This window comes from Pedobacter sp. MC2016-15, from assembly GCF_026239695.1.
Lineage (GTDB): Bacteria > Bacteroidota > Bacteroidia > Sphingobacteriales > Sphingobacteriaceae > Pedobacter.
In genome coordinates this window covers 469,071-490,608 of sequence record NZ_JAPIVS010000003.1, presented here as the reverse complement: position 1 = coordinate 490,608, position 21,538 = coordinate 469,071, and the positions used below count along the sequence as shown (strand labels likewise).

General features: G+C 41.9%; 16 protein-coding genes and 1 tRNA gene. 4 read left to right on the top strand and 13 right to left on the bottom strand.

Going from position 1 to position 21,538, the window contains the following annotated elements:
- Positions 1-7: 7 nt before the first annotated feature.
- Positions 8-1,327 (bottom strand): tRNA (N(6)-L-threonylcarbamoyladenosine(37)-C(2))-methylthiotransferase MtaB, encoded by a 1,320-nt coding sequence (gene mtaB / locus OQY15_RS11075; protein ID WP_265791544.1) that lies wholly within the window; start codon positions 1,325-1,327, stop codon positions 8-10.
- Positions 1,328-1,450: 123 nt separating this feature from the next.
- On the bottom strand, positions 1,451-2,023 hold the full coding sequence (locus OQY15_RS11070) for a UbiX family flavin prenyltransferase (protein ID WP_265791541.1): 573 nt from the start codon (positions 2,021-2,023) through the stop codon (positions 1,451-1,453).
- Positions 2,024-2,428: 405 nt separating this feature from the next.
- Here OQY15_RS11070 and OQY15_RS11065 point away from each other — a divergent pair.
- Positions 2,429-2,504 (top strand) — tRNA-His (locus OQY15_RS11065).
- Positions 2,505-2,585: 81 nt separating this feature from the next.
- A complete protein-coding gene (rnhA, locus tag OQY15_RS11060; protein WP_265791539.1) occupies positions 2,586-3,059 on the top strand; it encodes a ribonuclease HI in 474 nt (157 codons plus the stop codon).
- A 1-nt stretch (position 3,060) separates the two neighbouring features.
- On the opposite strand, the gene fbp is transcribed toward rnhA, so the two are convergent.
- Genes fbp through OQY15_RS11035 form a run of 5 tightly spaced genes read right to left on the bottom strand, consistent with a single transcriptional unit; the run spans position 3,061 to position 6,616 of the window.
- Positions 3,061-4,089: a class 1 fructose-bisphosphatase gene (gene fbp / locus OQY15_RS11055; protein WP_265791537.1), complete on the bottom strand. Its 1,029-nt coding sequence runs from the start codon at positions 4,087-4,089 to the stop codon at positions 3,061-3,063.
- 24 nt (positions 4,090-4,113) lie between these two features.
- Complete coding sequence (locus OQY15_RS11050; RefSeq protein WP_265791535.1) at positions 4,114-4,605, bottom strand: metallophosphoesterase family protein; 492 nt, start codon at positions 4,603-4,605, stop codon at positions 4,114-4,116.
- 40 nt (positions 4,606-4,645) lie between these two features.
- The gene (locus OQY15_RS11045; protein WP_265791533.1) at positions 4,646-5,353 is read right to left on the bottom strand and encodes a methyltransferase; all 708 of its coding nucleotides are present in this window, start codon (positions 5,351-5,353) and stop codon (positions 4,646-4,648) included.
- A complete protein-coding gene (locus tag OQY15_RS11040; RefSeq protein WP_265791531.1) occupies positions 5,353-5,736 on the bottom strand; it encodes a VOC family protein in 384 nt (127 codons plus the stop codon). Before OQY15_RS11040 ends, OQY15_RS11045 begins: the two co-directional genes overlap by 1 nt.
- Before the next feature lie 49 nt (positions 5,737-5,785).
- Positions 5,786-6,616 carry an energy transducer TonB gene (locus OQY15_RS11035; protein WP_265791529.1) on the bottom strand — a complete coding sequence of 277 codons (831 nt, stop codon included), beginning with the start codon at positions 6,614-6,616 and terminating at the stop codon, positions 5,786-5,788.
- A gap of 262 nt (positions 6,617-6,878) precedes the next feature.
- On the opposite strand from OQY15_RS11035, the gene OQY15_RS11030 reads away from it, so the two are divergent.
- Complete coding sequence (locus OQY15_RS11030) at positions 6,879-9,062, top strand: glutamine synthetase III (protein WP_265791527.1); 2,184 nt, start codon at positions 6,879-6,881, stop codon at positions 9,060-9,062.
- A 105-nt stretch (positions 9,063-9,167) separates the two neighbouring features.
- Entirely contained in the window at positions 9,168-10,349 is a 1,182-nt protein-coding gene (locus OQY15_RS11025) for an AIR synthase-related protein (protein WP_265791524.1), read from the top strand.
- Between the two features lie 52 nt (positions 10,350-10,401).
- Here the strand turns inward: OQY15_RS11025 and OQY15_RS11020 are convergent, their stop codons facing one another.
- The 6 genes from OQY15_RS11020 to OQY15_RS10995 form a co-directional block, all read right to left on the bottom strand.
- Positions 10,402-11,373: an alpha/beta hydrolase gene (locus tag OQY15_RS11020; protein WP_265791522.1), complete on the bottom strand. Its 972-nt coding sequence runs from the start codon at positions 11,371-11,373 to the stop codon at positions 10,402-10,404.
- A 151-nt stretch (positions 11,374-11,524) separates the two neighbouring features.
- Positions 11,525-14,698: a multidrug efflux RND transporter permease subunit gene (locus tag OQY15_RS11015; protein ID WP_265791520.1), complete on the bottom strand. Its 3,174-nt coding sequence runs from the start codon at positions 14,696-14,698 to the stop codon at positions 11,525-11,527.
- A gap of 22 nt (positions 14,699-14,720) precedes the next feature.
- Positions 14,721-15,884: an efflux RND transporter periplasmic adaptor subunit gene (locus tag OQY15_RS11010; RefSeq protein ID WP_265791518.1), complete on the bottom strand. Its 1,164-nt coding sequence runs from the start codon at positions 15,882-15,884 to the stop codon at positions 14,721-14,723.
- A gap of 5 nt (positions 15,885-15,889) precedes the next feature.
- A complete protein-coding gene (locus OQY15_RS11005) occupies positions 15,890-17,239 on the bottom strand; it encodes a TolC family protein (protein ID WP_265791515.1) in 1,350 nt (449 codons plus the stop codon).
- A gap of 48 nt (positions 17,240-17,287) precedes the next feature.
- Positions 17,288-17,872 carry a TetR/AcrR family transcriptional regulator gene (locus OQY15_RS11000; RefSeq protein WP_265791513.1) on the bottom strand — a complete coding sequence of 195 codons (585 nt, stop codon included), beginning with the start codon at positions 17,870-17,872 and terminating at the stop codon, positions 17,288-17,290.
- Between the two features lie 165 nt (positions 17,873-18,037).
- Positions 18,038-21,424 (bottom strand): carboxypeptidase regulatory-like domain-containing protein, encoded by a 3,387-nt coding sequence (locus OQY15_RS10995; RefSeq protein ID WP_265791511.1) that lies wholly within the window; start codon positions 21,422-21,424, stop codon positions 18,038-18,040.
- Positions 21,425-21,538: the final 114 nt, after the last annotated feature.

Genomic DNA, 21,538 nt, shown 5'->3' with positions numbered 1-21,538 from the left:
TATAGGATTAATGTGCTAAAACTTCTTCTGTTTCCATAACTTCTACTTCGCCGTCGGGAGTCATTTCTACAAGCTTTACAGTTTTAATCTCATTGACCATCACAGGATCATATTTTGCTTTTACCTTCACATAGTTTTTGGTGAAGCCATGCATAAATCCATTTTTCTGATCATCCTCGAAAAGCACTTCTGCGACTGTTCCCAATTGCGATTGGTAAAAAGCCCTGCGTTTTTTATCCGACAAAATATGAAGCATTTTACTTCTGTCTGCACGGGCACTTCCTGCAACCACACCGGCCATCTCTGCGGCCTCTGTTTGCTCACGTTCAGAATATGTGAAGACGTGTAAGTAAGAAATATCCAATTCATTCAGGAACTGGTAGGTATCGAGGAAATCGTCATGTGTTTCACCAGGGAAACCAACAATGACATCTACTCCAATACAGCAATCCGGGATCAGTGCTTTAATGGTTGCTACACGCTCGGTATATAAGTCCCTGCGGTAACGTCTTTTCATCAGCCCCAGGATCTTATCAGAACCCGACTGGAGAGGAATATGAAAATGCGGGACAAATCTTTTTGACTGTGCTACAAAGCTGATGATCTCATTGCTCAGCAAGTTAGGTTCTATAGACGAAATGCGGATTCTTTCAATTCCTTCCACCACATCCAATGCCTTTACCAGGTCAAAGAATTTATCTTCACGTTTTCCGTCTCTGATACCAAAATCGCCAAGGTTAACGCCGGTGAGCACAATTTCTTTTACACCACTTTCAGCGATCTGTCTGGCCCTGTTGACAACATTTTCGATGGTATCACTCCTGCTCCCACCTCTGGCCAGCGGAATAGTGCAGTAGGTACATGGGTAGTCGCATCCGTCCTGTACCTTAAGGAAGGTTCTTGTGCGGTCGCCTATCGAATAAGCAGCAATAAAATTATGGTTAACTTTCTCTATATTTTGCTGATGAACAACAACTTTGGGTAATTTGGTAAGATCAGAGATATACTCTACTATCCGAAACTTTTCAGCAGCCCCAAGCACCATATCTACCCCTTCAATCTCTGCGATCTCTGCCGGTTTAAGTTGTGCATAACAGCCAACGATAGTAACGTAAGCATTCGGAGCATACTTTAAGGCCTCTTTTACCACCTTGCGGCACTTATTATCGGCATGTTCCGTAACTGAACAAGTATTGATGACATATACATCGGCACCATCGGTAAAATCTACTACAGCATAACCTGCATCAATAAAAAGACGGCCAATAGTTGAAGTTTCTGAAAAATTCAACTTGCAACCTAATGTATAAAATGCTACTTTTTTCATCCGTATATCATTGCTTATCCGGCTGAAATGTATTTATTGACAGCATACCGGAACTATCCAAAATGCAAAGATAACTTTTTAGACGCGCATATAGACACCAAACAATTAGCTGATTGTCAAATTTTACGAATTATCCTCATTCCAGCGGTAGCTTTCCTGCTCCAGGCCTGCAAGATCAATCACACGGCTCACTACGGTCTGGGCTACTTCTTCAATGGATTTGGGGATACTATAAAATGATGGATTGGCCGGACAGATGATTCCACCAGCCTCTGTAACGGTTTTCATATTATTGATATGAATCAGGCTGAATGGCGTATCTCTGACAACTGCGATCAGCTTTCTGCGCTCTTTTAAGATCACATCCGCAGCCCTTGAAATCAGGTCGTTCGAGATACCATGTGCTATCCGCCCCAGGGTTCCCATCGAACATGGAATAATGATCATGGTATCAAACTTAGCGGAGCCTGAAGCAAAAGGTGCATTGAAATCCATTTTCTGATAGAAATCAAAGGGGTAATGATCATAATCACTGTTTCCCAGTTCAAAGCGCCATACTTCCTTAGCGTTATCTGACATCACTACACCCACTTTTTCAATTTGTGATGAAAGTGACTGCAAATTGTCCATCAATAGTTTAGCATAGATAGAACCACTGGCGCCGGTAATTGAAACGATGATTTTCTTTTTCTTCATAAGGTGGCTAAAGATACATAACCTGCAGGAACAAAAAAGGGCCGAAAATAAATTTTCGGCCCTACATCTACCTATGAAAAACATACCCTTGAAAGGGTAAGCCCAAATGTAATATTCTTTTCGAATAAAACGAAAGTTTGAACATTCTTTTTTGGAGAATATTAAATATTTAACATTTCAATGTTAATTCAATCACATCAGCCATTCTTTCTAAATCTGCGCATACTGCTTAGATTCGCATTTTAGCGGACATTTTAGCCCCTTTAGTCCGGCCAGCAATTTTTTTTTATTTTTTTTCATTTGCAAGAAGCTGTTTATGAATTGTTTAAAAATTATTTCAAATTCTTCTTCAAAAATATTTGCAGAGACACATTAAAAGTGTACTTTTGTCAAACTGAAAAACATGGTGGTTTTAGCTCAGTTGGTTAGAGCATCGGTTTGTGGTACCGAGGGTCGTGGGTTCGAGCCCCATATTCCACCCAAGTTTTAAAAGCAGCCAGAAACGGCTGCTTTTTTTGTTTACAGACAAATTTTAGTTCATCACCAACCAGGAATATAAAAAATGATTGAGATTTATACCGACGGCGCAGCAAGTGGCAATCCAGGTCCTGGTGGATACGGAGTAATCCTGCGTTCCGGCAGTCATTATAAAGAGCTAAGCGGTGGTTTTCGTATGACTACCAATAACCGCATGGAACTTCTTGCAGTGATCGTGGGTCTGAATGCGATCAAAAAACCCGGAGAACAGGTTACTATATATTCCGATTCCAAATATGTTGTGGACTCTGTAGAGAAAAAATGGGTTTTCGGATGGGTAAAGAAAGGCTTTGCAGGAAAGAAGAATAAGGATCTCTGGATGCGTTTCCTGGCGGTATACAAACTACATGATGTAAAATTTATCTGGATCAAGGGACACAATGCTCATCCAGAAAACGAAAGATGCGATGAACTGGCTGTAGCAGCGGGCAAGAAAAGAGAAAGCCTCGAAATCGATGCAGAATTCGAGGCTGAGAGAAATAGAAGTACTTTGCTGTAAATTATTGATTGATCTGACCCGCTTCGAGAGCAAATTCTGTCATCATCTGTTCTGCCATACTCACCATTTTCCTGGAGCCAATAAAAATGGACGACCGCTGGTGCAGTTCTACCGGCTCAATTTCCAATATCCTTTTAAATCCATCTGAAGCAAATCCACCCGCCTGTTCCACAATGAAGGCCATGGGATTACATTCATACAGCAACCTCAGCTTTCCATTAGGTGAACTGGCCGTAGTCGGATAGATGTAAATGCCGCCCATAATCAGGTTGCGATGGATATCTGCTACCATAGAGCCAATATATCTGGACGTGTATGGTCTGTTTGTAGCTCTGTCATGTACCTGAGCATACTTAATATACTTTTTCACGCCTTTTGGAAAATGCACATAATTGCCTTCATTAATAGAATAAATATGACCGTCTTCAGGGATTTTCAGATCGGGATGAGAGAGGCAGAATTCACCTATGGAAGGATCTAAAGTAAAACCGTTCACTCCTTTGCCGGTAGTATAGACCATCATCGTAGAGGAACCATAAATCACATACCCTGCAGCCACCTGTTCTGTACCTCTTTGCAACACATCGGTGATGGTAGCCATGCCTTCAGTAGATTTTCTTCGGTAGATAGAAAAAATGGTACCCACTGCCACGTTTACATCTGTATTGGAAGAGCCGTCAAGCGGATCTATACATACAATGTACTTGGCATTCTTTGATACCGGGGAATCTATGGGTACAAAATCATCCTCCTCTTCTGTAGCAACTATACAACATTCTCCCCCACTGGTTAATGCAGAGATAAATTGTGTGTTCGCAAAGATGTCCAGTTTTTTCTGCCCCTCCCCCTGGATATTGACCGTACCTGCATCGCCAAGAATATTAACCAGACCTGCCTTGTTCACTTCCCGGTTCACGATCTTGGCCGCGATACCTATATCTCTTAATAATCTGGAAAGTTCGCCTTTGGCGTACGAGAAATCAGCTTGTTTCTCAATGATGAATTGTCCTAGTGTTTTTATTCCTGACATAATTTACTTAGTGTATTTAATACGTTATCTATTACCTAATTCTATTGCCTCTAAGGTATGTATTTTTTCATCTGAAATACAGAAACGTATTAAAGTTTTCACTTTATGCCATCCGGATCTTCCTGCTGCTCCGGGATTTATGTGCAAACATTGAATCTTGGGATCGAACATAACTTTTAAGATATGTGAGTGCCCTGTGATAAATAGTTTTGGGGGCTTATTGTATATTTCCGTCTTTACAGAGGGCACATATTTGCCCGGATAGCCACCAATATGAATCATAAAAACATCAACCTGTTCACAGCTAAATCGTATTTTCTCAGGAAATTCATTCCTGATCAGTTCGTCATCAATATTTCCGTATACTCCTTTCAGTGGTTTAAAGGCGGCGAGTTTTTCAGCTACATCCGGACCAAAATCTCCGGCATGCCAGACTTCATCGCAGGCATCAAAATGCTTAAAAACGGCGTCGTCTAAATACCCATGGGTATCAGATATGAGTCCAATTTTTTTCATAATATTTTTTTTTAAATCTGCTTAATCTGTAAAATGGTATTTAAAATGCCAGGAAAAAATCCTTCAAAAGTTTTTTATACTGTACGGTGTACTCTCCCTGAGACTGATAAATGTAAACATGCTCTTCCTTCAACAGTTTACTGCTATCGAAATCCAGGCAGATGATCCGTCTGAATTCCTGCTTAGATTTATCGGAGTAGATATGAATGACCACAGAGAGATGTAATTTGTAAAGAATCGCATTCACAACGACATCTTCTGCTTGTTTAACAGGCAGGATCATCCATAAAAAACCATTGTTATGGAGCATCGATGCCGCATTACGCAGCATCAGTCCAAAGAAATCCTCAGATGCATGTCGCGCAAGTTCCTTTCTTTTTTCATTATTCTTCAGGTCGTTGACAAAATAAGGAGGATTGGAAATAATCAAATCATATTTTGCTGTTGCTGCAAATTTTTCAAAAGCTACCGGATAAACGCGCATCCTATCAGCAAAGGGAGAATGACTGAAGTTCTGTGCAGCTGCTGCAGCGGCAGAGGGATCAATTTCAACAGCATCTACTCTGGCGGATAAATAACGTTGGGCCATCATCATTGCAATCACCCCGGTTCCTGTGCCGATGTCAAGGATATTGCCGGGCTGCTGCTGAACAGCAATGGCGCCCAAAAGGACGCCATCCGTATTTATTTTCATTGCACAACCATTCTGGTCGACTTCAAATTGTTTAAACTTAAAGATACTGCCCATCAGGATTGATAGATTTCTAATGGCAAACCATCAGGGTCAGTAAAGAAAGTAAACTTGTTCCCCGTATGTTCGTCAACCCTGACATCTTCAGTTAGCACCCCTTTGGCATTCAGTTCAGCGGCAACTGCTGCAACATCGTCAACTTCAAAAGCAAGATGACGTAATCCCCTTGCTTCAGGTCCGGAAGCTCGTTCAGGTGGATTCACAAAAGAGAAGAGTTCAATCTGATATAACCCGCCTACAGAAAGATCCAATTTATATGATTTTCTTTCTACCCTGTAAACTTCCTGCACAATCTTTAGTCCCAGGATATTGACATAGAAGTTTTTGCTGGCTGCATAATCGGAGCAAATAATTGCCACGTGATGGATTCTTTTTAACATGAAGCAAATATAAACAAAGAGCCGGCAAATGAAGCCGGCCCGGTGTTTCTTACTTACTGAGTGTGAAAGACAGAGGCATATTATACCGTACCCTCACCGGAAGATTATGCTGCATTCCAGGTCTCCACCGCGGTGATTTTTTGATCACGCGAATGGCTTCTTCATCACAGCCCCCTCCTATTCCTTTGACCACAGTAACATTTGATACGGTACCATCCTTCTCCACTACAAAACTGACAAAGACCTTACCCTGTGTTTCCTGCTCTACAGCCATTTCGGGGTAGCGGAGATTGCGCTGTATAAATTTGGACCAGGCGCCCATCCCACCTTCGAATTCCGGAAACTGGTCTACACCGCCCGTGTCATACACCGCATTGTCTTCAGCGGGTACTGTACCATGCCCCTCACCAGTGCCAACAACCGGACTAACAACGTCATGGCTGGCTTCTCCAGCCTGGCTTACCTGTCCGATCAGGGCATCCTCTATTTCTTTGATACTTGGCGGTGTCTCATCCAACTGAGGCTGTTCGGTTACTATGATCTTTGAAGGCAGCTTTACTGTTTTCAGCTTTTGCTGTGAAGGCTCTGGCGCCGGGAGTTCATTTTTTTGTACCGGGGGTTTGATCTCTGCAGGCTGAACGGTAGTCACCTCAACAGGAGTACTCATCATTGGCTGCTCTAGCTGGATTTTAAATACTTTCCTGTACAGCACCGGACCGGCAAACAGCAGGATAAAAGCGGGTGCTACAATCAGAAGCGATCGTATTGTAATAGATGAGGATTGTGCACGTAGCTGATAGGCACCATAAGCTTTGTTTCTGTTTTTAAACACCAGTTCGGTCCAGCTTGATTTGTAAAGATCGGATGAAATATTAATCATGATATTTAGAATTAGGTTCAGTAACATGATGACATAAATTATCCAATTCCATAACGAAAAAACATTAAATCAAAAGAGATTTTCGGCCTTAGAGATCAATATAGGATAGCTGGAAATTGCTGTAAATCTGTTAATCTGAAGTACGGATAAGTAATGAAACAAAGATGCTCTAACAAAGTTGCAGAATTTTGAATTTTTTACATGAAATTGTTGATCATTTAATAATTAATATTCTATTTTTGGTCAAATTTTAAAGAAACTAATGAAAAGCTTAAGAACAAATGCATTAAAAGAAGCACAAAATAGAGTTTCCCCGGAAGTTATAGCCCCATCGGTTAAGATTTCTGAGTTTTTCGGCTCTAATGTGTTCGATAGAAAGAAAATGAAAGATTTCTTATCGAAAGACGTTTATGAGAAATTGGTGTCGGCAATCGAGCAGGGTGAGTTAATCAATTCTGACGATGCAAACCAAATCGCGACAGCGATGAAACACTGGGCGATGTCTAAAGGTGCAACCCATTATACTCACTGGTTTCAGCCGTTGACAGGTTCAACAGCAGAGAAACATGATTCATTCTTTGAACCAAGCAGTGAAGGTGCAATTGAAAAGTTTGCTGGTAGTGCATTAGTACAACAAGAGCCTGATGCATCAAGTTTCCCTAACGGCGGTATCAGAAATACTTTCGAAGCCAGAGGTTATACTGCATGGGATCCTTCTTCACCCGCATTTATCATGGAAAGCAAAGCTGGAAAAACATTATGTATCCCTACAGTATTTGTAGCTTATACAGGCGAAGCCCTGGATTATAAAGCACCTTTATTGAAAGCATTAAATGCACTGGATAAAGCTGCAGTAGATGTTTGTCAGTATTTTGATAAAGGAATTAATAAAGTAACTGCCTCTTTAGGTATCGAGCAGGAATATTTCCTGGTTGATCTTGCATTGTTCAATGCACGTCCTGACCTGGCATTAACCGGCCGCGCTTTGTTTGGTCATATGTCTGCTAAAGGACAACAATTGGATGATCATTATTTCGGATCTATTCCTGAGCGTGTATTCACTTTCATGGTAGACTTCGAAAATGAAGCCTTGAAATTAGGTATTCCTCTTAAAACTCGTCACAACGAAGTTGCGCCATTGCAATTTGAATGCGCTCCTATATATGAAGAAATCAACCTGGCAATTGACCACAATCAATTGTTAATGGATGTAATGGAAAAGGTTGCCCGCAGACATAACTTCAAAGTGTTATTGCACGAGAAACCATATGCAGGTATCAACGGTTCAGGTAAACACAACAACTGGTCATTGATTACAGATACTGGTAAAAACTTACTTGCTCCTGGAAAAACTCCAAAAAACAATCTGATGTTCCTGGCTTTCTTTGTAAATACGATCAAAGCTGTACATGAGCATGCAGATCTTTTAAGAGCAAGTATTGCTTCTGTAAGCAACGATCACCGTTTAGGTGCAAACGAGGCTCCGCCAGCAATTATCTCTATCTTCCTTGGTCAGCAGTTAAACGAAGTGTTAGATGAAATCGAGCACTCACGCATCAGCAAAAAAATCAAAGAAGACAATGCTTTATGGTTAGGTATTCCTAAGATCCCACAAATCCTCTTAGACAATACTGACCGTAACCGTACTTCACCATTTGCCTTCACTGGTAACAAATTTGAATTACGTGCTGTAGGTTCTTCGGCAAACTCTTCTGCTCCAATGACTGTGTTAAACACAATCATGGCAGATCAATTGATTAAATTCAAAGTTGACGTAGATAAGCTGATTAAAAAAGGAGAGAAAAAAGATATCGCTCTTTTAACGGTTATCAAAAAATACATTAAAGAATCTAAAGATATCCGTTTCGAAGGAAATGGTTACAGCCAGGACTGGGAAGATGAAGCTGCTAAACGTGGTTTGGCCAACATCAAAACTACTCCTGTAGCTCTAGATGCTTACATCTCTGACAAATCAACTGAGCTTTTTGAGAAAACTAACGTTTTCACTAAACGCGAATTACATGCACGTCATGAAATCCTTTTAGAAGACTACTATAAAAAACTTCAGATCGAAGCAAGGGTAATGGGCGAGGTAGCCAATACCATGATCATTCCTGCTGCGATATCTTATCAGAATGCATTATTAGAAAATGCAAAGAGCCTGAAAGAAGTTGGTTTAGCAAAGGAGACTTTAGATGTTCCGGTAGCTATTATCAATAAATTATCTGAGCATTTATCTGTTGTAAAAGGTAGTATTGATGCGATGCTTGAGGCACGTAAAGTTGCTAATGGAATCGAAGACCACAGAGAAAAAGCGATCGCTTATGATACTCAGGTTAAATCTCATTTTGACAACATCCGTTACCATGCTGACAAACTGGAGCAATTGGTTGATGACAGCGTTTGGCCATTGCCTAAATTCAGAGAATTATTATTTTTAAAATAAAATATCCTCATTTAACTAATATAACCTCTGCCCTTAAAAAGCAGAGGTTATTTTTTTTCAGCCTGAATCGTCTACATTCATGCGTTTCCCTATCTTTGCAGCAATATGAGTGATAACCGGTACAACCAGCGTGGCGTCTCTGCCTCGAAAGAAGATGTGCACCAAGCCATCAAAAACATAGATAAAGGTATTTTTCCTCAGGCTTTTTGTAAGATCATCCCTGATATACTGGGTAATGACGACGCTTTCTGCAATATTATGCATGCTGATGGTGCCGGAACAAAATCTTCACTGGCTTACGTTTACTGGAAAGAAACGGGAGATATCTCGGTTTGGAAAGGTATCGCTCAGGATGCGATCATCATGAACCTGGACGACCTGATCTGTGTAGGTGCTACAGACCATATCCTTTTATCTTCTACCATCGGCAGAAATAAAAACCTCATCACCGGTGAAGTGATTGCTGCTGTGATCAACGGAACAGAAGAAATTCTTGCAGAGCTGCGCGAAATGGGCATTTCTATCTATTCTACGGGTGGTGAGACCGCAGATGTCGGCGACCTGGTGCGTACGATCATCGTAGATTCTACTGTTACCTGCCGCATCAAACGGGAAGATATTATCAGCAACCACAAGATCCAGCCAGGTGATGTAATTATAGGCTTATCTTCATCCGGACAGGCAACTTATGAAACGGAATATAACGGAGGCACGGGCTCCAACGGCCTAACCTCTGCACGTCATGATGTATTTGATAAATCAGTTGCAGATGCCTACCCTGAGAGTTTCGACCCTGCTGTGCCTTATGACCTGGTATTTTCAGGTGGTAAAAAGCTGACTGATAAAATCAGGATTGATGAAAACACTGAAATCACAATCGGAAAGCTTGTCCTATCTCCTACCCGTACCTATGCACCAGTGATCAAACAGGTACTGGAGACCCATCGAAACCAGATCCACGGGCTTGTACATTGCAGCGGCGGAGCACAAACGAAAGTTCTTCACTTTATCAATGACGATATCCATGTGATCAAAGATAATCTGTTTCCAGTTCCACCCTTGTTTGAGCTTATCCAGGAGCAATCTGGCACTGCCTGGGAAGAAATGTATAAGGTATTTAATATGGGTCACAGAATGGAGCTATATGTACCTCAGGAAATCGCGGAAAGTATCATAGCCATCTCAAAAAGCTTTAACATCGACGCACAGATCATTGGTCATGTAGAAGCGGCTGATCACAGGCAAGTGACGATTAACAGCGATAAAGGAACCTTTAATTATAAATAAATTAACTAATAGCATGAAGACATCTACATCTGTCTTCATGCTATCTTGCTATCTAGAGAAAACTACTTTCGAGGGAAGCACCAACATCATCAATCAATTTTTTTCCGGCGTCCAAGACACCTGCCAAAGATGCAAATCCATGAATCATACCCGGAAACTGCTTCTCTGACACCTTGTTATCAGACTTTCTAAGTCGTGCCGCATATTCAGTACCTTCATCACGCAAAGGATCTAATTCAGCCGTGATAATTAATGCCGGCGCAAGTCCAGCCAGGTCTCTAGCGAAAAGTGGCGATATCTTAGGGTTTTCCCTGCTGAATGTGGAAGGTATATAATGGTCATACCATCTGTTCATTTCCTGTAGACTTACCAGGTATTCCCCGCTGCCCAGCTCTTTCCATGAATCACTTGAATTTGTAGCATCAAGATTTGGGTAAAGTAAAACTTGCAATGATAATTTTAATCCATCCCTAGCAGCTTGCTGTGCCATTAAGGCGGCGAGCATTCCTCCCGCGCTGTCTCCCCCTACGGCTATTTTCCTCGCATCGGCATCGAGAACATCTGCATGTTTTGAGATCCACAAGAGCGCCGCATATGCATCCTCCGTAGCAGCTGGAAAGGGATGTTCTGGAGCAAGTCTGTAATCAACGCTAACAATCAAACAATCTGCACGGTTACACAGAGCCCTTAAAAAAGTGTCACTACTGTCTAAATTACCAGCAATGAATCCGCCTCCATGAAAATACACCAGCACAGGCAATACAGTTTTGTCAACAGGTTTGTAAATTCTGATGGGCAATGGTCCTCCCGGACCAGGTATATTCAGATTTGTAATGTTCAGGACCGTTTCTGGCAATCCTCCAAGCGGAATCAAATCCGCCATGTTTTGTCGAAGTGCAGTAATTTCCTCTTCTGTAGAAGAGTAATTGAGCTCCGCATTATCCTGCGCTGCAGCTGACTTAAATTGATTTAATAAAGCTTCTACCTGTGGGTCCAGCTTACTGTTTGATTTTTGAGTTTCCATAATAAACTACGTTTTAATAATTATCATAGAAAGGGGTGCGTTTTCTAAGAATTGTAACGCATAGATAACAGTATTATTTTCAACATAAAAAAAAAGCCGCATCATAATCATATGATGCGGCTCTTTTTGTTGACCGTATTACCCTGCAGAATTAATCTGCATGCAGGGTATCCTGATGATCTTCAGGTTTGTAATTGGCCTCAAGCTCTGCCAGTTTTTTCTTACCGTAGGCGATCTTGGTGATCAGTACAAACAATACCGGTACAATAAACAGCGCCAGGATCGTTGCCGAAAGCATCCCTGCAGCAACTGTCCAACCGATTGTCTGACGTGATACAGCACCTGCACCAGTAGAGATGATCAGCGGGATAACACCCAGGATAAACGCAAGGGATGTCATGATGATTGGTCTCAGCCTTAATTTCACTGCCTCAATCGTTGCAGCAATCAGCTCCATACCCCAGTCAACACGCTCTTTCGCAAACTCTACAATCAGAATCGCATTCTTGGCCGACAAACCGATCAGGGTAATCAGACCTACCTGAGCATAGATATTGTTATCCAGCTTAGGAAGGAAAATCAGCGCGAGAATCGCACCAAATAATCCCAGTGGTACGGCCAACAGAATTGAGAATGGTACAGACCAGCTTTCATATAGTGCCGCAAGCAGCAGGAATACAAAGACGATAATCAGTCCGAAGATTAAGGTGGTGCTGTTACCCGCTTCAGTTTCCTCCAAACTCAAACCAGAGAAGTTATAAGTATATCCCGGTGGAAGTGTTTGTGCAGCTACCTCACGCAAAGCCTGTAGTGCGTCACCGGAACTGGCTCCCGGCTTAGCCGATCCACCGATCTCGATAGATCTGAACAAGTTGTAGTGATTGATAATCGCAGCATTTTCAGTGATGTTGGAACTCACAAGCGTATTGATTGGAACTGGTACGCCTTTATTATTCTTCACATACAGTTTACTCATATCCTGGATACTGCTTCTGAAATTTGTATCCGCCTGCGTTACTACCCTGAAACTACGTCCGTATTTGGTAAAGTCGTTCACATAGCTACTACCCAGATAGGCAGAGATCGTGCTGTATACATCACCTATGGAAACGCCCATTTTCTTGGCCTTATCGCGGTCTACATGGAACTGGTAATTTGGAGTTCTGGCGTTGAACAGCGTATAAGCCATTCCTATCTCCGGACGTTGATTCGCCGCAGCAAGGAACTTACCTACTACCCCTTCAAACTTCTTAATATCTCCTGTTTGCTGTTCCTGGATCTGCAGGGTAAAACCACCACTGATACCTAAACCTGGAATTGGCGGAGGAGTTACGGCAATCAGACTACCTTCCTTATCACCTGCAAACATCGTAGAGACATCAGTGAGCACACTCTGAATATCATTATCACGTTCATCCCAGTTTTTCAGCTGTACGAAAAACGTTCCTGCATTCGATTTAAATGACCTATTCAGGATGTTGATACCATTGATCGCAGAGATATTCTGAACCTCAGGGTGTTTTTTCATGATACTGTCTGTAATCCTGTCCATGAAATGGTCAGTTCTCGCAGATGATGAACCCTCAGGAAGTGTTACTCCCATGATAAAGATACCGGCATCCTCCGTAGGAATAAATCCTGAAGGTTTCTTAACAAAGAGACCAACTGTACCTACATAAATACAGGCAAGGATGATCATCACCAATGGCGCTTTTTTCAAAGACCATTTTACCCCGTTAGAATATTTATCCGTTACTCTGGCAAACCAGGTGTTAAATTTAAAGAAGAACTTATTCAGTCCCCTGCTGTCTTTGGATAAGTTCATTGGTGTTAACAGCAATGAACAAAGTGCCGGGGTAAGTGAAAGTGCGATAAATGCAGATAACAATACCGACACTGCGATAGTGATTGCAAACTGCTGATAAAGCAATCCTACCATACCCGGAATAAATCCTACCGGAATAAATACCGCTGCAAGGATCAGGGCGATCGCAATAACCGGCGCTGTGATATCTTTCATCGCTTTGCGTGTTGCATCAGGGGCAGACAGGCCTTCGTGGTCCATATAATGCTGGACAGCCTCTACCACCACAATCGCATCATCCACCACAATACCAATGGCGAGTACAAATCCGAACATCGTCAGTACGTTGATCGAGAAGCCCAGTAGCGTAAAGAGAATGAATGTACCAATGATCGACACCGGAATAGCCAGTACAGGAATCAGGGTAGCTCTCCAGCTTTGCAGGAAGAAGAATACCACAATTGTAACCAGGATCAGGGCTTCAACCAGCGTATGTACTACCTCATTGATGGAAACTTTTACAATGGAAACGGTTTCATAACCCACTTTAAAGTCTAAATCTTTAGGGAAATTCTTTTTCAGTTCCGCCATTGCCTGATCGATACCTTCAGCAGTTTCTACCGCGTTACCGCCCGGAGTCTGGTTGATGGCCATCAGTGAGGCAACTTTACCATTCACCTTCGACGTAGTCGGGTAAGAGAACTCACCCAGTTCAACCCTGGCTACATCTTTCAGATATACTGGTGAACCATCTTCACCGGTTTTAATCACAATATTTCTAAATTGCTCTTCAGTGTTTAGATCACCGTCCATCACCACAGAGAACTCAAATGTTTGTGAACTGCTCTGAGGCCTGCCGCCGATGCTACCACCCGGAATACGCGTATTCTGCTCACTAATCGCTGCAGAGACTTCCGCCGGTGTGAGTCCTAACCTGCTCATTTTGTTGGCATCAAGCCATACACGCATACTGAAAGGCTGACCAAACGCCTGCACATCACCCACACCTTTGATACGCAAAAGCGCATCTTTAATGTACAAGTTGATATAGTTGGAGATAAATTTCTGATCGTAGGTACCATTTGGAGAGTACAAACCAATTACCATCAGGATATCGTTGTTGGCCTTTTTGGTAGTAATACCCAGACGTCGTACCGCCTCCGGTAAACCTGGCTCAGCGATACCCACCCTGTTCTGCACGTCGAGGGCTGCGATATCAATATTTGATCCTACATCAAAGGTTACTGTAATTGCAGAACGTCCGTCAGATGTACTGTTGGATTGCAGGTACTTCATTCCTGGCGTACCATTGATCTGGCTTTCGACCTGCGTGGTTACTGTTTGTTCAACAGTCTGTGCATCGGCACCTGTATAGGTACCTGTTACAGTAACTGTTGGCGGCGCAATACTTGGGTACTGACTGATAGGTAATGTGGTGATCACAATAGCCCCTACCAGCACAATTAATATGGAGATGACGATTGCCGTGACCGGTCGCCTTATAAATACTTCTGATATCATATGCTTGAAAATCTTTTATTCACTATTTTTTAGTTGGTGCAGCTGCGCCTGCAGGCTGGTTAGCTTCTTCCGGAGAAACAGCTTTTACTACAGCTCCTGGTCTTACATTCTGAACTCCGTCAACCACAATCACTTCACCTACTTTCAATCCGCTCTTTACTACAATGTTCTGGTCAACCTGTCTTCCAACCTTAATTACTTTTGGCACAGCTTTGCTGCTGTCACCCACAGTGATTACGTTGAACTCTCCCAATTGCTCTGTTACAGCTTTGTAAGGGATAACCACCTGATTTCCTGCTTCTTTATTTAAAGCCAGCAAGTTCACATTCATTCCTGAAACCAGTGTACCACCTTCATTAGGATAGCTGATCCTTACTTTAATTGTACCGGTTGTAGGATCTACAGCACGATCGATCGCTACAATTCTTCCACGGCGTTTGTAAATGCTTTTATCAGGCATCTCAATGCTGAACAATGAATCTTTAACTGCAGAAGTGCTTTTTTGAAGTTCAACAAAACGTGGTATCTCTGCCTGGGCAACCGCAATATCTACAGCGATCGGATCATTGGTAGATACAGTATTCAGTAGCGTAGTGCCTGCCGTAGCAAGTGCACCAAGTTTAACCTGTGAAATACCAATAGTACCTGTTAAAGGAGAAACGATTACGGAGCGCTGGTAGTCGTTCGCCGATGAGGCCAGTGCAGCCTGTGCAGCTGCAACTTGAGATTCTGCATTTGCAAGATCAGTCAGTGCATAATCTACACGCTGTTTGGCCACAGCTTCCTGTTCTGCCAGCTTTGTGTAACGGTCAGCATCCTTTTTTGCTTTATCACGATTTGCCTTTGCTACAGCCACATCAGCTTTCGCAGCATTGTAGGCAGCAAGATATTTAGTACGGTCAATTTCGTATAATTTCTGTCCCTTGGTTACTTTTTGTCCGTCTTTAACGTAAATCGCAGTGATATATCCACCAACCTGAGGGCGTAATTCTACCTCATTCAGGGCGATAACATTACCGGGATAAGTATCTGTTGTTGTAACGGGTTGCTCTGCGACAGTATATGTACTTACAGGTGTCGCCGGAGGAGGCCCCTGTTGCTGGGCAGCTTTATCTCCGCCACCGCATGATGCCAGTGTAACGGAACCAAGAATTGCAATGCTTAATTTTATGTAATGTGTGTTCATGTCTGTTATGGGTTAACTGTTATGGTTCCTAATGCTTGTTGTACGTCTAGTTTGGCAGATAGCAGGTTGTATAATGAGTTCAGATAATTGATCTGTGCGGTACGCAGGTCAGTTTCTGCAGTCATCAGATCCAGGTAAGTTTTAATACCTTCATCATACTGTAATTTAATGGTGTTATAAACTTGCTTTGATAAGTCTACGTTCGACTTATTCGTATTCAGATCATTACGTCCTGCCTTGTAGGTCGCCATCGCTGCCTCATACTGGCTGTTGATCTGGTTCTTGGTATTTTCCAGATCGTAATCTACCCTTCTTTCCTGAAGCTTCGCCTTACGGATCTCCTGTGTTCTCTTACCACCCTGGAAAATCGGGATATTCAAGGTAAGACCAACCACTGACGAGGGATAGTTATTGTCGTACAAATTCTTGATCGATGAATTCAGGTAGTTGAAACCATAATTGTAGAAAGCAGAAAGGCTTGGCATGTAGGCTAATTTATTATAGCTGGTATTGATTCGCTGCAATTCTCTTTGGGTTTGCAGTAATCTGTACTCTACGCGATTTTGATAGGTCATACCCTGAGTACTGTCCACATCAATTTCTTTCTCCATGGCATTGGTTTCATACGATAGGCTAAAGTCCTTGTTGGCATTGTAACCCATCAGTTCACGGAGGTAGGCATATTTGTATTTCAGCAGTTCCTCAGTGCGTTTCTTGTCGGCTTTGGAATTACCAAGGCTGATCTGGGCACGCTGAAAGTCAGTTTTATCAACCAGGCCAGCTTCATACTGCGCACCGGCATCCTTCAATTGTTTTTCAATCCTCGCAATGTTCTCAGCAATGATATTTAATTGCTCTTTGCTGGTCAATACGTCATAAAAAGCTTTACTTACTTCTACAATTGTAGTGATTTTAGTGTTTTCAGTACTTTGTTTGTATTGTTCCCTGTAATACTTAGCAGTTTTTGAAGCCTGGATCAGGCCTGCATCAAGAATCTTCTGATCAGCCTGAAGTAATAACTGAGAGTTATTTTTAGCACCAAAGGTGAGCAGTGAAGTAACACCATTGGTGGTAAGCACTTGTGTCTGCTGCTTAAGGTTATGGTTAGCAGTACCGGTTCCATTGATCTGGGGTAACCAGCCAGATAATGCCGACTTAATATCGGTCTCTCCGATCTCCTGATCAATCAGCGCCTGTTTAACTCCGGGACGGTTGCCGAGCGCATACTCAATGCATTGCTCAAGCGTGGCGTTTGAAAGTGTTGGCTGCTCTTTGACTGTTGTCTGCGCATATATCGCCCCTGGCAGAAGAAGCGTTATGCAGAAGAGCATCGTTAGTAAATTGTAGTGTTTCATATATATATTAAAGGGTATTGATTGGATTCAGATTCTTGAGCAGTTTTTCTATTGTCGTTTGATACCGTCCCAAACGATGTTTATAATTTCGATCAGGTCTTCCTTTGAAAATGCACTGTATTGTGATAACTGAAAATTGGCAGCGGCAACTAATGTACCCTTAACTGTGGGCGCTAATAAACGGGGATCAATATTCCGGAAGTAAGCATTTTCTATGCCATAATTAAAAAACGTATGTACCTTATCCTTAAATAACTGGCTATCCTTTTCTGGGTAGTTCTTTGCAAAGGGTGAGTTCACATATTGTTCGAGAAAAAAGAAGACGTCGGGGTGTTCGATATAGAAGTTGTACTGATTGATCATGAAGTTGAAAAAGCGGTCTTTATAAGGCAGATCCTTATTATCATTGCCCAGCATTGCCCCTGCTAATCGTTCCTTCACATGGATGTACAATTCCACAATTAACGTGTCCTTAGAATCAAAGTAGTGATAGATAGTGCCCGCAGCTACGCCCGCATGTTTTGCGATCATACTCATAGGTGTACCATGGAACCCATGTTCCTTTATCAAAGCAAGTGTACTGTTTAATACAGCTTCTCTCTTTCCGCTATTGTCTTCTAATTGAACGTTCATTCGGTACAAATAAAAGTAAAAAATAGCGCCCCTGACTGCGTATGAATTCAATATGACAAAAAAGTGATCAACATCACTCTTTTGTTAAAGCAATAGAAAGTTATCTTAAACAAAAAAGCCTGACGGATATCCGTCAGGCTTTTTTGTTTAAGAACTAAATTCTGATTATTGGAATAAATAACGTACTCCGAACTGCATGTAATATGTAGAAGAAATAGTTTGAGTTGTTCCAAAAGATTCTCTTACCACATCGTTAGCTACAGGATTTAATCTGAACAGAGGACGTTGGGTAGGACTTACAGGGTTAGCTGCTGTGTTGGCAATCGTAAGCAACTGAGAAGAGTTTACGAAACTTCTGTTTCCCCAGTTTCTGTTCAACAGGTTACCCACGTTGAAGATATCCATTGTAAACTGGAATGAGTTTTTGGTATCGCCGATATTTCTGAAAACCTCTTGTGTTAATCTGAAATCAACATTGTTTCTCCATGGCAATTTTGCTCCGTTACGCTTAGACAATTCACCTTTGTGTTTGCTCAGGTATGGATCCTGATCAATAAAGGCCATGAAAATATCTTTTTGCTGCTGAGCAGTGTATGTGGTTGGAACGCCATTCTTAGTTACTGTCAGCGCGCCTGAGAATTCAATATCTGAAGCATCTCTAGGAATATAAAGCAAGTCGTTTCCAGCTACACCATCACGGTTTAAGTCACCTACATAAGAGTAAGAATAACGTCCCTGAGATTCACCTTCATAAATCAGGGAAACTGAAGTAGCAAGGTTTTTCAGGTATTCTTTTCTGTATGAAGCAGAAGCAACCACACGGTGTGGATTCAGATTGCTTGAGTAGCTTAACTGAGGAGAGTTAGGGCTTCCGCTTGTTAACGGCAGAGACCATAAGTTCAACAGCTGATCACCACTCTGATCACCAAAGTTACGGCCATCAGCTCTGGTATAAGCTGCCATCAATGACAGACCCTGAGTGAAATTCTTGGTTAACTGAGCAGTAGCAGACCAGTTATAACCGCCTTTAGTGTTATTCATTTTGATCGCATTCACGGTAGCAGTACCGTTTGCAGAAGGAATACCTGCTGAAGTAGTATTTACCTGTTGTCTCTGATTTGCAGTTGCAGCAAAGAACGGACGGGTATCACCGTATCCAGCTATACCCTGGAACAATGGATCTTTTAAGTTCACATTTTTAGCAGTTGCAGCATATAAATCTTTGCTGTAGATACCTTCTAAAGTACCTACGATACCCCATGGTAACTGAACGTCAAATGCTAAACTTGATTTCCAAACTTGCGGGAATCTTAAATCTTTAGACATTGCACTTATCGTACCCGGAATTGTTGTACCAACCGCACCTTGAGGAGTAGTTAAGTTTGGAGCGATGCTTGGGTTGAAGAACGGAACATCAGCACCTGTGTAAGTTTGTGTGTATTGTAATAAACCAGCATCACCTGATTGTGATACGATCCATACAAATGGAATTCTTCCGGTGAAGATACCTGAACCACCACGAACTTGCAGGGTACGGTCTCCTTTAACATCCCAATTGAAACCAAATCTTGGCGACCAGTTGATTCTGCTTTTTGGTAACTCACCTGTATTGATGGTCTCACCATTATAAAAAGTTTGTGCAGCAATCAGCGGGTGAGTTCTGATTTCGTCAACACCAGGGTAAGTTGCAATTTCTGCACGCAAACCCGCAGTCAGTTTGAATCTGTCAGTTACGTTAAATTCGTCCTGAATATAAGCAGAATACTGAGCAAATTTGAAAGTAGGGAATGCTTGTGAACCATCTGCAGTTAATGGATAAGTAATTGTATACTGTAAAGGTTTCGCTCTGTTAACCGCATTCGGGCCTGCATTCATGAAGTCTTCGAAAGTATTGAAGGTATAGAAACCTGTACCGAAACGTTGGAAACCATTTTTAGTAGTACTGAATTCAGCCTGTGCACCGAGAGTTATGTTGTGTTTACCCAATGCTAAACTAACATCATCACTATAAGTAAAAGTTTTTACATCTCTTAAGTTACCGTAGCTGAAAGGCTCATAACCAAATGTAGTTAATACACTACCCAGGTTAGTTCCGCTTGTAGGTTTTCCATCAAGGATATCTACCAATGGAAAAGGTGAACCATCTGTAGTTCTAGGGTCATTCTGGTGAGAGTATGTTGCACGTAAAACGTTTGATACTTTGCTACCGAAGTTTGAGTTCAATTCAGCTACCCCAGAATATAAGTTTTGTGCCTGATAGTAGTTTGAATTTGAGAAAGGTAATCCTGCATTCAGGTTAGATCCAGATCTTTGATTTACATATGCAAAGTTTGTAACAGATCCGATTGCAGAACCACTTGTTGACGTACTTGCAGAAAAAGGACTTTGACTTTCTACACTGTTATAACGTACGCTGAAACGGTGATCTTTATTGATGTTCCAGTCTAAACGAGCGAAGATTTTTTCATTGTTACTGATATTGCTGTAACCCTGGTATACTCCCGGATCATAACCATAAGTATTGATCAGATAGTTTTTAACACGGTCAAGGTAAGAAGCTTCAGCCTGAACCACATTGCTTATACTACCATATGGTAATTGTGGAGTTGCAGCAATTCTAGCTGTACCTGGCTGAGTGATGTTTCTTCTTTCATAGTTTACAAAGAAGAATAATTTATCCTTGATGATCGGACCACCTAAGCTAAAGCCAAAGTTCTTTTCATCATATGGCTGTACCAATGCATCACTAAGTTTGAAACCATCAAGTTTTCTACCTTGCAGATCATCGTTACGCATTGTATAGAATGCACTACCAGTAAATTTGTTTGTACCGGATCTTGTTACAGCTGTAACAGAACCACCTGTAAAACCTGTCTGACGAACATCATAAGGAGTTACGTTTACAGAGATCTGCTCCAATGCATCGATAGAGATTGGTGATCCGCCTGCAGGGATGTTCTGACCGATACCAAACTGGTTATTGAAGTTTGCACCGTCTACAGTAAAGTTATTTGAACGGTAGTTACCACCACCAATGTTCTGACCGCTCGACTGAGGTGTTAAACGCGTAATATCGTTTACACTTCTTGACATTTGAGGAAGAACCTGGATTTGTTGTCTCGTCACAACTGTAGATGTACCGTTTCTGTTAGAGTTCATTACAGAATTTTTGTTGGTACCTACAACTTTAACCTCACTTAGGTTAGAAGCATTGTCTGAAAGAACTAGGTTTACAACATAAGCCTCACCTAATTTAAGGTTAACGCCTTCAATTTTCTGCGGGGCAAAACCAACGAAGCTCACTTCGATAGTGTATGGCCCGCCTACACGCATACCACCGATAGTGAAACGGCCATCAGCATTGGTTGTAACACCATAAGCTGTACCTGTGGGAGTGTGGATTGCTTTCACGCTTGCTCCCGGGAGCGGCGCTTTAGCGTCTTTGATAGTTCCGGTCATGGAAGATGTAGTAACTTGGGCATTTGCAGAGAAGATTGTCCCGGCAACAGCAAAAATGAGCACTACAAATTTTAGTAGTAGACTTTTCTTCATACTTTTTGAAGTAAAACGTTATAAGTAATGTGCACCACGCACTTAAATAGTTAATTGCCAGCAAAAATATGGATTAAAAATACATTTATCCGGCATCCAATGTTAAGAAATCAT